This window comes from Uliginosibacterium silvisoli (genome assembly GCF_036017035.1).
Taxonomy (GTDB): Bacteria; Pseudomonadota; Gammaproteobacteria; order Burkholderiales; family Rhodocyclaceae; genus Viridibacterium; species Viridibacterium silvisoli.
On record NZ_JAYXHS010000005.1, the window covers coordinates 70,316 to 82,788 of the forward strand.

At 63.0% G+C, this 12,473-nt stretch carries 10 protein-coding genes; all 10 read left to right on the top strand.

Annotated features, from left to right (window positions below):
* Nucleotide 1 precedes the first annotated feature (1 nt).
* The 10 genes from VVD49_RS20840 to VVD49_RS20885 all read left to right on the top strand — a co-directional run bounded on the left by VVD49_RS20840 (nucleotide 2) and on the right by VVD49_RS20885 (nucleotide 12,419).
* Nucleotides 2-2,611 (top strand): tetratricopeptide repeat protein, encoded by a 2,610-nt coding sequence (locus VVD49_RS20840; RefSeq protein ID WP_327601169.1) that lies wholly within the window; start codon nucleotides 2-4, stop codon nucleotides 2,609-2,611.
* Nucleotides 2,608-3,408 carry a glycosyltransferase gene (locus tag VVD49_RS20845; RefSeq protein ID WP_327601170.1) on the top strand — a complete coding sequence of 267 codons (801 nt, stop codon included), beginning with the start codon at nucleotides 2,608-2,610 and terminating at the stop codon, nucleotides 3,406-3,408. The genes VVD49_RS20840 and VVD49_RS20845 overlap by 4 nt, the downstream gene beginning before the upstream one ends.
* On the top strand, nucleotides 3,405-5,282 hold the full coding sequence (locus VVD49_RS20850; protein WP_327601171.1) for an O-linked N-acetylglucosamine transferase, SPINDLY family protein: 1,878 nt from the start codon (nucleotides 3,405-3,407) through the stop codon (nucleotides 5,280-5,282). The genes VVD49_RS20845 and VVD49_RS20850 overlap by 4 nt, the downstream gene beginning before the upstream one ends.
* A 94-nt stretch (nucleotides 5,283-5,376) precedes the next feature.
* Nucleotides 5,377-5,793, top strand: a complete 417-nt coding sequence (locus VVD49_RS20855; RefSeq protein WP_327601172.1) for a sugar 3,4-ketoisomerase — start codon at nucleotides 5,377-5,379, stop codon at nucleotides 5,791-5,793.
* Nucleotides 5,790-6,878, top strand: a complete 1,089-nt coding sequence (locus tag VVD49_RS20860) for a DegT/DnrJ/EryC1/StrS family aminotransferase (protein WP_327601173.1) — start codon at nucleotides 5,790-5,792, stop codon at nucleotides 6,876-6,878. Before VVD49_RS20855 ends, VVD49_RS20860 begins: the two co-directional genes overlap by 4 nt.
* Nucleotides 6,879-6,886: 8 nt before the next feature.
* Nucleotides 6,887-7,669, top strand: a complete 783-nt coding sequence (locus VVD49_RS20865) for a class I SAM-dependent methyltransferase (RefSeq protein ID WP_327601174.1) — start codon at nucleotides 6,887-6,889, stop codon at nucleotides 7,667-7,669.
* Between the two features lie 30 nt (nucleotides 7,670-7,699).
* Entirely contained in the window at nucleotides 7,700-8,389 is a 690-nt protein-coding gene (locus VVD49_RS20870; protein ID WP_327601175.1) for an acetyltransferase, read from the top strand.
* The gene (locus tag VVD49_RS20875; protein ID WP_327601176.1) at nucleotides 8,389-9,318 is read left to right on the top strand and encodes a glycoside hydrolase family protein; all 930 of its coding nucleotides are present in this window, start codon (nucleotides 8,389-8,391) and stop codon (nucleotides 9,316-9,318) included. The genes VVD49_RS20870 and VVD49_RS20875 overlap by 1 nt, the downstream gene beginning before the upstream one ends.
* Nucleotides 9,315-10,325 carry a GNAT family N-acetyltransferase gene (locus VVD49_RS20880; protein ID WP_327601177.1) on the top strand — a complete coding sequence of 337 codons (1,011 nt, stop codon included), beginning with the start codon at nucleotides 9,315-9,317 and terminating at the stop codon, nucleotides 10,323-10,325. The genes VVD49_RS20875 and VVD49_RS20880 overlap by 4 nt, the downstream gene beginning before the upstream one ends.
* A 45-nt stretch (nucleotides 10,326-10,370) precedes the next feature.
* Nucleotides 10,371-12,419 carry a glycosyltransferase 61 family protein gene (locus VVD49_RS20885; protein WP_327601178.1) on the top strand — a complete coding sequence of 683 codons (2,049 nt, stop codon included), beginning with the start codon at nucleotides 10,371-10,373 and terminating at the stop codon, nucleotides 12,417-12,419.
* Nucleotides 12,420-12,473: the final 54 nt, after the last annotated feature.

The window sequence follows — 12,473 nt, forward strand, 5'->3', positions numbered from 1 at the left end:
AATGATCCCTGACGCCACCCGCTTCGAATCCGATCTCCGCAGTCTCATCGCACTGGGCGACCTCGACGGCGCGCTGGCCTTCATCCGCTTTCTCGTCGACCACGTCCGCTTTGATCCTGCAGCTATCGGCGTGACCCTCGGCTCGCCAGCGCTCGACAAGCTGTGCAGCGAGATCGGTGCGCTGACGCTCGCCGAGTCCCGCCAGCGTGCAGCAGCAAGCAAGCCCGCCAGAAACGCGGATGTCATCATCCTCGCTACCGAGCTGTATGCACTGGGTGGCCATTCGCGCGTGATTGCCGACCTCATCGCCACACGCCCCGACAAGCACCACCTGATCCTGCTGAGCAATTTCTTCGACAGCGCCGAGGCCGCGGCGGCGCAAAGCCTCGCGAGTGCCACGACGCAGGTCGAGATCGCGCCCGTGGCAGGCCGACTCGACAAGCTGCTATGGCTGCAGACCGGGCTCGCACGCCATCCGGATGCGCAGGTGTACGTCTTCAACCATCACGGCGATGCGGCCACGATTGCGGCGATCCAGCCGGGCCTCAATCGCGAAGTCAGTTTTTGTCATCACGCGGACTACCACCTGTGCCTTGGCGTTCATCTTGACTGGGTGCGGCATGTCGACTTCTTCGCGCCCTGCCAGCATCGCTGCCGGGCAGCAGGCATCGCAGCGGAATACTGGCCGCTGAGCGTGCCGGATCGCGGCACGCGTTCCCATGAAACCAGCAGCTTCGGCGCGGGTACAGCACTCACCACCTGCAGCAGTGGCGTATGGAGCAAGTTCGACGAGAACTACCCTTTCCACTATGCCGACGTGATCGGCGAAATTCTGCGCGCTAGCGGCGGCAAGCACCTGCACATCGGTGGCATTCCGGACGATGGGCTCGCGCGCATCCACGCAAGCCTGGCCGCACAAGGCATCGCGAGAGAACGTTTCGAGCACATCCCGCAAGTCCCCTCCGTGTGGGCTACGCTGATCGAAAAGCAGGTCGACCTCTACCTCGGCTCCTTCCCCATCGGCGGCGGCCGCGCAACCACGGAAGCACTCGGGGCAGGCATCCCCGTCGTCACCCATCGCCATCAGCTCGACCCCTTGCTCGGCGCCTGGGGCCTCGGGCCAGCCGGCACCTGGAGCTGGGCGACACTGCAGGAGCTCGGCGACATCCTGCGACAGCTCACGCCGGCCCGGCTGGCAGAGCACTCCCTGGCCGCGCGACAGCATTACCTCACACACCACAGCCCAGGCGTTTTCGCGCAGTGCGTGCAGACCGGCCAGCCAGCCACGCCGCCAGACTTCCCTGCCCCGCCCAATGACCGCCTTGTCAGTTACCTCCTGCGTTCAGCGGTACGACAGGAGAGTCACACACCCGTTATCGAGGAGCTACACAAACGTCTGCAGGCCGTCACCGAAGCTGGTGGCCAAACCTCGATGCCGCGCACCACGCAGGCGCCTGCTGCAGGCGGCATCGCCGACGCCATCGCCCTGTATGAGGCCGGCAATCTGGAAGAAGCCGGTGCAGCTTTCAGCGAGCTGCATGCGCGCCAGCCAGGCGAACCACAGGCACTCACCTACCTTGGCCTGATCGCCCTGCGCGCCGGCATGCCGGACGATGCAAGAACGTTCTTCACCCATGCGGCAGGCAGCTCGAAAGACGCCGCCAACACGCAAGCAGCCATCGGCCAGCGCTGCCTGGAGCTGGGCGAAGCCGCTCTGGCGATCGACTATCTCGAAGCTGCATTGAAGACAAATCCGGCGCTTGTCGGCGCCTATGCGCTGCTCGCCGACGCCTTGCAGCAGCGCGGCAACGCCGAGCGTGCCCTCGCACTGCTGAAACCCTTGATGCAGCAGACACGCGAGCTGCATCCCGAAATACTGCTGCGCATCGCGCGCCTTGCCGCCGCAACGGGGGAGACCGGCACAGAGCAAGCCGCCTGCATGCTTGGCCGGCAGTACGCCGAGTGCCACAGCCGCTTGCTGCAACTGATGGCCCAGTATCACGACACTGCTGCGGCGACGCTGCTGGAAGAGACGAAGAGCTTCGTCGAGAAACACGCCAAGGTGGCACGTAGCAGCCTGTCTGCAGGTTCACGTTCACGCTTGCGCGCAGGTTTTGTTGTCGGCAGCATCGATTCGAGCCCGATCACGCAGCATCTCGAATCACTCCTCTGTGAGCTCGATGGCGAACGCTTCGAGACGCTGCTGTTCTTCGACCGGATCCACGACATGGCCAGCGCGCAGCGCCTCTCCCTCATCGTCGACGAGTCCCACACCTTTGCCGGCATGGACCCGCTCGGCGCCGCGCAGCTTGTCCGGACCAAACACACCGACATCCTGATCAGCCTCGAATGGCATGCCCAGCTACCTGCACTCATGATCTTTTCGCAACGTGCAGCGCCGGTGCAGATCAACTACAGCCGCCCCGCGCGCAGCAGCGCATTGGCCAATATGGACTACATCGTCAGCGCCGCAGCGGACAGCAGCCACTTTACGGAGCGTGTGCTGCACCTGCCGCATGACGACGATCCGATCCGCTATGCCAGCAGCTTCGGCGACATGCTGGTCGAGGCCTGGCAGGCATGCGGCGGCAGCTTGGGAGTCGCGGCATGAGAAAGTGGTCCGTGATCATCTGCAGCATCAATGCCGCGAAGTTCGCACATGTCACGCAGTGCTATGAACGCCTGCTTGCAGGGCGCTCATACGAGATCATCGGCATTCATGATGCAGCATCACTGTGCGAGGGCTACAACCGCGGGATCGCGCAAGCGAGCGGGGATATCCTCGTCTTCTCACACGATGATGTATTGCTACTCGACCCCGGCTTTGCCGACAAGGTTGAAACACGCCTGGGCACGCACGCCCTCCTCGGCTTTGCAGGCACCACCGAAGTACGTGACGCACACTGGTGGGCTGCCGGCACAGCCAGCCAGCGAGGTGCAGTTGCCCATGCCGCTCCCGGCGCACGCAGCCTGTCCTTGTTTGTCTACGGCGTGGGTGACGAACCGGTGGACAGCGTGCAGGCCATCGACGGCATGTGCATGGTTGCCCATCGCCGTGCCGTGAACAGCGTGCAGTTCGATGCCACTACCTTCGACGGTTTCCATCTCTACGACATGGATTTCAGCTACCGCGTACATCTTGCGGGGCTCGGCGTGGGCGTCATGAACGACTCGCCCATCATCCACATGTCATCTGGCGACTTCGACGCCGTGTGGGACACCTATCGCGAGCGATTCCTGTACAAGCACGCCGACGCCTTGGGTCTGGGCCCCGACGCGGTCATCCCCGCACCGCAGCCCATCCAGGCACGCGCGGCCGACTTCCAGAGCCCGGCAGAACTGATCGCCGCCTGGCAACCACGGTTGTTGCGGCGTGCAACCATCGCGCTGTTGCGAGGGCAAACATGAAGCAGGCGCTTGTCGAGCGCGCACAGGCCCTGTCACGCGCCGCAGCATGGGGGGATGCCAGCAAAGCCTGGCAAGAGGTGATCGCCGCCTCACCGCAGGACCCGCTTGCCTGGAAGAACCTCGGCCTCGCCCGCGCACACGCCGGCCAGTACCCGGAAGCCATCGACGCATTCGCCACCGGCATGCAACACGGCCTGCCTGCGGATGAGGTGGCGACAGGAACAGGCATCGTCTTCTGCCTGCGCCAGCAATACGACGTCGCCCGCGACAACCTCGAGATGGCCGTCGCCAGCAATCCGCAGAACCTGACGGCATGGAGCAACCTCGTCGTCTGCTACACGCGCCTCGGCCTCGTCGAGCAGACCTTCCAGGCTGCCGGTCACGTGCTCGCCATCGACGAAAACAATCTCAGCGCGCTGGGCAGTCTGGCTTCGTTGTGCAAGGACATGGGGCTGGCGGATGAGGCTCTAGCCTGGGCTCGGCGCGCAGCAGAGGCAGCGCCAGATCAGCCGCATCTCGTGTCGAACCTGATGTGGGCGATGTTACATGCGGACAGCATGACATCGGAGGACTTGCTTGAGGCAGGAAAAGAATTCAACCGCAGGGCTCAAGCCTTGGTCCCGGCAAACCCCTTGCAGTCCCCTCTCCCAAGCAGGAGAGAGGGTGGCCCGTCAGGCCTGGGGGAGGGAAAAGCGTCCAGCAACGCATCACGCCCATTTCCACCATCCCACCTCTCCCCTCAAAGGGAAAGGCAGCCTCAAGCCGCTCCGCGTCGCATAAAGATCGGCTGGCTAAGCGCCGACCTGCGCAACCACGCCGTGGGCCGCTTCGTCATTCCCGTCCTCGAAGCGCTCGACGCGCAGCGCAGCCAGTCCTTCATCTACAACACCGGTCACCTCGACGACGCCTGGTCCGAACGCGCCCGCCAGCACGCCACCTGGCGCGAAGCAGCCAACCTCAGCGACACGCAACTCGTCGCCCTGATCCGCAGCGACGAGATCGACATCCTCATCGATCTCTCCGGCCATACCGACGGCTCGCGTCTCGCAGCCCTGGCACAGCGTGCTGCGCCGCTGCAGGCCAGCTGGCTGGGTTTCCCGGATACGACGGGCCTGTCGACCATTGATCACATCCTCGTACCACCCGATCCGGTACTGGAAGCAGGTAACTGGTGTTCCGAAACGCCGCTTGCCCTGCCCGGCTGTTACTGCCCGCGCGAAGCGACAACCATCGACGATACGCCACGCCCGCCTCGCGACGGCAAGCCCTTCACCTTCGGCTCGCTCAACAACCTCGCCAAGCTCAGTCCGACGACGCTTGCCGTGTGGGCGACGATCCTGCAGAACGAGCCCGATGCGCGCCTGATCCTCGTCGCCACCGCTGGCGACAACCTTGCGGTGGCAGACGACCTGCGCGCGCGCTTCGTTGCCCACGGCGCCAACCCGGCCCAGCTCGATATCCGCGGCCGCATGGATTACGAGGCTTACCGCGCCTGCTGGCGCGAGATCGATCTCGGCCTCGATCCCTTCCCCTTCAACGGCGGCACCACCGGCTTCGACGCCCTCTGTGCGGGCAAGCCCTTCGTCACGCTGGCGGGCGACTCGCTGCACGCGCGCATGGGTCGCAACCTGCTCGTGGCTGTCGGCCTGCCTGAACTTGTGGCTGAGACCGTCGAGGACTACATCATCAAGGCCGTGACACTGGCACGCGCGCCAGCGGACATTGCGGCACTGCACAGTCGTCTGCCACAACAACTGCGCGCCAGCCCCTTGATGGACGTCACCGGATTCGCGCGCGGCCTCGAGGCGCTGTTCGAGCAACTGCTCATCACGGGTCGCCCTGCAGACCATCGTCACGCGCCGGACAATCAATAGGGGAAACAGGCCAGGATCGGGCCGGCATATCCAGCGATCCCCACCGCGACCACGGCGCTAGGATGCAGGCGTACAACTCTCACAAGAGCATGCCATGGCGCTATCCGACTGCCGCATCATCGAGCTACCCAAGATCCACGACATACGAGGCAACCTGACCTTCGTCGAGGGCGACCGCCATGTCCCTTTCGACATCAAGCGCGTCTATTACCTCTATGACGTACCAGGCGGTTCGGACCGTGGCGGCCACGCGCACGCCAAGCTTCACCAGTTCATGATCGCCATGTCGGGCAGCTTCGACGTAGTGCTCAACGACGGCGACCGCGAGCGCCGCTACCACCTCAACCGCTCGTACAACGGCATCTACATCTGCCCGATGACCTGGCGCTATCTCGACAACTTCTCGTCGAACTCGGTCTGCCTCGTGCTGGCTTCGGCGTACTACGACGAGGCGGACTATTTCCGCGAGAAGGACGACTTCATGGCGGCCGTGCAGGCCCTGAAGAAATGAGCGTTCCCTTTCTCGATCTGAGTGCCATGCATGCCGCCTGCGGCGAGGAGTTGCAGGCAACGTTCGCGCGCGTGCTGAGCAAGGGGCACTTCGTCCTCGGCGAAGAAGTCGAAGCATTCGAACACGAGTTTGCGGCGTACTGCGGCGCGTCGCGATGCATCGGCGTAGGCAACGGTCTCGATGCCATTCACCTGATCCTGCGCGCAATGAAAATCGGCCCCGGTGACGAAGTGATCGTACCGGCGCACACCTTCATCGCGACCTGGCTGGCGGTCACCCAGAGTGGCGCGACGCCGGTGCCGGTCGAGCCGCAACCCGGCGGCTACAACATCGATCCGCAGCAGATAGAAGCTGCCATCACGCCACGCACGCGCGCCATCATCGCCGTGCACCTGTATGGCGAACCCGCCGATATGGATGCACTGCGCAGCATTGCCGATCAACACGGCCTCCGCCTCATCGAAGATGCCGCCCAGGCGCACGGTGCGCGCTATAAGGGGCGCCGCACCGGCGGTCTGGGCGACGCAGCCGCTTTCAGTTTCTACCCCACCAAGAATCTGGGCGCCCTCGGCGACGGTGGCGCCGTCACGACCAACGACCCGGCGATCGCAGAAGGCATCCGCCTGCTGCGCAACTATGGCTCGCGCGTCAAATATCAGCACGACATCGCCGGCTACAACACGCGGCTCGACGAAGTTCACGCGGCACTGTTGCGCGTCAAGCTGCACAGGCTGGATGAATTCAATAGCTCACGGCGTCTGGTCGCCCGGCAGTACCTCGACGGCCTGTCGGACATTGCCGGCCTGCAGCTTCCCCACCCAGCCCCTCACACCGAACCGGTGTGGCATCTGTTCGTCATTCGCACTGCGCAGCGCGAACAGCTTGCCAAAGCGCTGACCGAACGCGGCATCGCAACGATGGTCCACTATCCGGTTCCGTGTCACGAGCAGGGTGCCTACCGGGGCGGCAACTTTCCGCCCTTGCAGGCGACGAGCGCACTCAGCAAGGAGATTCTCAGCCTGCCGATGTGGCCAGGGCTCGATCCAGCGCCCGTCATCGCAGCCATTCGCGAAATCCTGCGCTGAGGCCCGCCATGTCCGACTCCACCAAACCCGATACCGAAGTGGCCGACTACCTGGCGCGCTATGGCAACGTGGGCTTCGAGGACTTCCGCCGCATGGCAGCGGACGACAAACTCAGCGCCTGGGAGAAGATCGGTTTCCCGGACAGCTATCGCAAAGGCCTCGAGCAGGACATCTTCCTAGACATCGCCCGCAAGCTGCCCGCGCTCGACGGCCAGCAGCAGATCATCATCGACATTGGCGCAGGCTGCAGCGACCTCCCGCGCAAGTTGATCGACCGCAGCATTGCGCATCGACACCGCCTCATCCTCGTCGACTCGGCGGAGATGCTCGGCCTGCTACCCGACGGAACGGGGGTCGAGAAAGTCGCGGCACGCTTTCCTGACTGCCCGACGCTGATTGCGTCATTGCAGGGACGCGTCAATGCCGTGCTGGTCTACTCCGTGTTCCAGTACGTTTTCGCGGAAGGCAACACCTGGGCTTTCCTTGACGCCTGCCTGTCGATGCTCGCACCGGGTGGCTCGATACTGATCGGCGACATCCCCAATATCTCGCGACGCAAACGCTTCTTCGCCAGCGAGACGGGCATCGCTCATCACAAGCAATTCACGGGTCGCGACGAGTCGCCCACTGTCAGCTTCAATCGTCTCGAACCTGCTCATATTGACGACGCCGTCATCATGGGCCTCATCATGCGTTGCCGTAACGCGGGTTTCGACGCCTGGGTGGTGCCGCAAGACGCGTCACTGCCGATGGCGAACCGCCGCGAAGACATTCTCATAACAAGACCCTGATCAGCTTCACCACAGAGGCAGGAGACGTGCATGAACACCCCGAAGAAGACACGCAAGCTCATCATCGTCGGCGACAGCGCATTCGCCGAAATCGCGCACGAGTATTTCGAGGTTGATTCCGACTACGAGGTCGTCGCCTTCAGCGTCGAAACGCCCTACCTGAAGCAGACCGAGGTACATGGCCTGCCCTGCGTCGCATTCGAAGACATCGAGACAAGATATGCGCCGGCCGATCACTCCATCTTCGTAGCCGCCACCTACACCCAGCTCAACCGCCTGCGCACACGCCTCGCCGCCGCAGCCAAGGCCAAGGGCTACAAGCTCGCCAGCTATGTCAGCACGCGCTCCTTCGTGTGGCGCAACGTCGAGATCGGCGAGCACTGCTTCATTTTCGAGGACAACACGATCCAGCCCTACGTGAAGATCCGCGACAACAACGTGCTGTGGAGCGGCAACCACATCGGCCACCACTCGACCATCCACGAGAACTGTTTCATCGCCTCGCATGCCGTGGTCTCCGGCTTCTGCGAGATCGGTGCCAACACCTTCCTTGGCGTGAACGTGACCATCGCCAACAACGTGAACATCGGCAAGGACAACTGGATCGGCCTCGGCGTGACCATCGCCAGGAGCACGCCCGACAATACGCTCTACAAGGGTGACCGCCCAACGCCTGCCGACATCGGCACACGGCAGTTCTTCAAACTCGCGGAAGACTGATGCGCTGGCGAAAACTCGGCGTCGTCTACAACCCCGATGGCAGCCTGCCGTGGATGCACTCGCACGCGGCCATCCCGACCCCTCTCGATCTTGGCGACGGGCGCCTGCGCATCTTCGTCTCTCCACGTGACGCCAAAGGCATGAGCCGCGTCGGCTTCGTCGATGTAGACGCCACCGATCCGACACGCGTGCTGCGTGTGGCGGACCAGCCCTGCCTCGACATCGGCCGCCCCGGCACGTTTGATGACAACGGAGCGGTGTGCACCAGCGTCGTTCGCCTTGCCGATGGCAGACTGCTGATGTACTACGTCGGCTTCGAGCTCTGCACCCACATCCGCTATCGCCTGCTGACAGGTGCAGCAATCAGCAACGACAACGGCGAGCATTTCGAGAAGGTCGCAGCCACGCCGATTCTCGAACGCAGCCCCCAAGAGCTCTACTTCCGTTGCGGGCCCTTCGTGATGCGCGATACCACGCAAGAGCGGGAGCTGTTCCGCATGTGGTACGTCGCCGGGAGCGACTGGACGAATGTTGGCGGCAAGGATGTGCCCGTCTACGAAATGCGCTACATGGAGTCCCCCGATGGCCTCTTGTGGCCGCTCGAGGGCGAGACCGTCATGCGCCTCGGTAACGACGAACATGGCTTCGGACGGCCATGGATCATGCGCGCTGAAGACGGCTTCAAGCTGCACTATTCGATCCGCAAGATCTCCGTCGGCTATCGCATGGGCTATGCAGAATCCGGCGACGGTCGTGACTGGACGCGCATGGACGAACAACTCGGCCTCGACGTCTCGCCTGCGGGTTGGGACAGCGAAGAGATCATGTACTCCGCCGTCGTCGAAACGGGCGGACGGCAATACGCCTTCTACAACGGCAACGATTTCGGCGGTACGGGTTTCGGCGTCGCGCGTCTGGAATCTGCATGACGCATCCTGGAAAATTCTCGGTCGCCCGTTTCGACGCCACGCGCGACAGCGAGGGCTGGGACGCGCTATGCCGCACTGCGCCGATGGCGACCTTCCTGCACACACGTGCATTTCTCTCCTATCACGGCGACAGGTTCGCGGACGAGTCGCGCGTTGTGCGTGACGAACGCAACCAGATCATCGCGGTGTTTCCAGCCGCGCGCGCCGGGCAGTCGGACGTGGTCACCAGCCATCCCGGCGCGACCTATGGCGGCCTTGTGCATGCCGGCAATCTGCTCGGCACCGATGCGCTGCAGGCACTCGCGTCCATCGCGCGCGACTACCGGCAGGCCGGCTTCAGCTGCCTGCGCTACAAGCTCACGCCCCACATCTATCATCGCTGGCCTGCAGAGGACGATCAATATGCCCTCTGGCGACTGGGCGCCACGTGCTACCGCTGCGATCTGTCCAGCACGATAGACGTCGCGACGCGCCGCGAACCGAGCAGCCGACGCCGCCGCGCACTGCGTAGCGCGCAAAGCGCCGGCATCACGGTCATTGATGGCACAGCCAACCTTGAAGCATTCTGGCCGGTGCTTGTCGGCAACCTCGCAGATCGCCATGAAGCAAAGCCGGTGCACAGCCTGGAAGAAATGCAGCTGCTGATGGCCCGCTTTCCCGAAGAGATCGGGCTACTCAGCGCCCGGATCGACGGCAAGACCGAGGCAGGCATCCTGCTCTTCAATGCACCGAACGTCTGTCATGCGCAATACATCGCCTGCAGCACGGTCGGGCGCGAGCACAATGCCCTCGACGCGCTGTTCGAGGCCGCCATTCAACAAACACGTACACTCGACCGGCGCTACTTCGATTTCGGCATCTCCAACGAAAACGAAGGTCGTCACCTCAACACCGGGCTCTACACGTTCAAGTCAGAGTTCGGCGGTGGCGGTAGCGTGCATCGCTTCTACGAGCTGGCGCTGGATGACGCATTCCAGGCGCGCTGCGACGCCATCCTGAGCGCCTGAGACGCCACACACGCACACGCACAGACAGCAACTGAAAGATCGCACATGATGAGCAGATCGAGCGAGCAACACCCCCCCCTCAATGCCGTCGCCGAGCATCTGTACCAGGAATCCATGGCGCTGGCGCGTCAGGGCAAGTGGCAGCAGGCGCTCACTCCCGCGCAACAGGCTGTTGCGCTTGAACCCTACAACTCGGCCTATCACACGCAAACCGGCTGCGCCCAGTTCATGCTGAACGACTACCCGGCGGCAACCGACAGCCTGGTGCGCGCGATCTCCCTCGACGCCAACAATATCTCGGCACTCAACAACCTCGGTTACATCTACAACCTCGCTGCCTGCTACAAGCAGGCCGAGCCACTACTCCTGCGTTCGGTCGAGCTCGACCCGAACCAGATGGATCCCTGGCTGAGTCTCTGCTACTGCGCCCAGAACCTGGACTTCCGCGAGGAGGAGGCCGTTCGCTATGCCATGCGTGCGATCGAGCTCAATCCGAACAATGCCATTCCCTATACCTATCTGAGCCGCTCCAAACTCGCGCAGGGCGATCTGCCCGCAGCACTTGAGGCGATCCAGATTGCAGCGCACCTCGAACAAGGCAATCCGGCCTACCAGTATCGCGCCGGTATGTGCCTGCTGCAGATGGAGCGGATCGCGGAAGCCATCGACGCCTTCCAGGCGGCACTCGCGCTCGACCCGGAACACTTCGATACGCTGATCGCCCTGGCTGGCTATTTCTACAAGATCGAGGACTTTGCCGCCGCAGAAGAAGCCTGCCTCCTTGCGGAGCCCCGCGCCCCCAACAAATACCCGGTGCGCGAACTTCTTGCCAAGATCCTCTTCGTCACCGGCCGCTACGACGAAGCAAAACAGCTCTTCGACGACAACAGGCGGGCGTTCTTCGAGATGGGCAAGAAGGACATGCCCAACTCACGTACAGGCTGGGCGCCAGCACAATCCATTGCCAGCTGGAGCGAGAACCAAGCTCTCCCGCTCATACCGAAATTCCCGGAGAAGGTCTGGCAGACCGAAGACGTACGGGTGTTTGGCGCCGATCCGGAAGGCGCTCGCGCAGAGCCGGTAACCCTGCCGGGTGCGTACGTCGCCGAGGTCGAGAATGCCGTCATTCTGCCGGGCCACGAACTCATCCTCGTCGACGAGGAGCGTCGCGCACTGTACGACCGCCTGGCCTTCTTCAAGGACTTCCACGCCCTGCGCCCCGACGAGTACGTGCCTCTGAGCTCCGATACGCACGTACTGTTCAACGCTCACGAACTGGACGAACAACCCATAGAGGAAGGCATCTTCCTGCTCACCGAGGCGATGAACAACTACGCGCACTGGATCTCCGAGCAGCTACCGCGTCTGCACCTCATCGAAGACATGCCGCAGTACGACGGTGTGCCGCTGCTCATCTCCAAGGGCCTGTACAAGCAGCAGATCGAAGCACTGCAATTCATCGTGGGCGATCGTTACCCGATACGCATCCTCGACATCAAGCGCTCCTACACGGTCAATCGGCTCATCTACCCGTCCATCCTGACCGCCTACCACAAGCGCCAGTACCGCCCGGACGAGCGCGCCACAGCCACCGATGGCGCGCTGCATCCAGAAGCCGTGCACTACCTGCGCGAACGCATCCTGCCGAAGATCAATACCTCGAAGACGCCGAAGCGGCGCATCTGGATTTCACGCGGCAAGCAGCTGCGCAAGGGCCAGCGGCGCATGCTCAACGAAGCGGAGCTGGAAGCGCTGTTCGTGGAAAAAGGATTCGAATCGATCAAGCCCGAAACCATGAGCTTCGTCGAACAGGTCGAACTATTCTCGGAGGCCTCGATGATCGCCGGCCCCGGCGGCGCGGCCTTCATGAACATGGTCTTCGCCCCACCCGGCGCCAAGCTGCTACTGCTGACGAAAGACCACCCGCAGATCAACTTCCACTACTTTACGAACATCGCACGCATGATCGGCCAGGAGATGGCCTACGTCTGTGGCGAGACGGTGAAGAATGAAGGCGTGCAGGGATTTGAGACTGACTTCTTCATCGATCTCGATCTGGTGCGAGATGCGATGCGTCAGTTCCTGGATATCTAAGCCCCCTTGCAGGAGCGGGCCATGCCCGCGACAACGCAGGTAACGATCCAGTCC

Coding starts and splice junctions, on each gene's coding strand:
- VVD49_RS20840 (WP_327601169.1), top strand. CDS start 2: ATGATCCCTGACGCCACCCGCTTCGAATCCGATCTCCGCAGTCTCATC.
- VVD49_RS20845 (WP_327601170.1), top strand. CDS start 2,608: ATGAGAAAGTGGTCCGTGATCATCTGCAGCATCAATGCCGCGAAGTTC.
- VVD49_RS20850 (WP_327601171.1), top strand. CDS start 3,405: ATGAAGCAGGCGCTTGTCGAGCGCGCACAGGCCCTGTCACGCGCCGCA.
- VVD49_RS20855 (WP_327601172.1), top strand. CDS start 5,377: ATGGCGCTATCCGACTGCCGCATCATCGAGCTACCCAAGATCCACGAC.
- VVD49_RS20860 (WP_327601173.1), top strand. CDS start 5,790: ATGAGCGTTCCCTTTCTCGATCTGAGTGCCATGCATGCCGCCTGCGGC.
- VVD49_RS20865 (WP_327601174.1), top strand. CDS start 6,887: ATGTCCGACTCCACCAAACCCGATACCGAAGTGGCCGACTACCTGGCG.
- VVD49_RS20870 (WP_327601175.1), top strand. CDS start 7,700: ATGAACACCCCGAAGAAGACACGCAAGCTCATCATCGTCGGCGACAGC.
- VVD49_RS20875 (WP_327601176.1), top strand. CDS start 8,389: ATGCGCTGGCGAAAACTCGGCGTCGTCTACAACCCCGATGGCAGCCTG.
- VVD49_RS20880 (WP_327601177.1), top strand. CDS start 9,315: ATGACGCATCCTGGAAAATTCTCGGTCGCCCGTTTCGACGCCACGCGC.
- VVD49_RS20885 (WP_327601178.1), top strand. CDS start 10,371: ATGATGAGCAGATCGAGCGAGCAACACCCCCCCCTCAATGCCGTCGCC.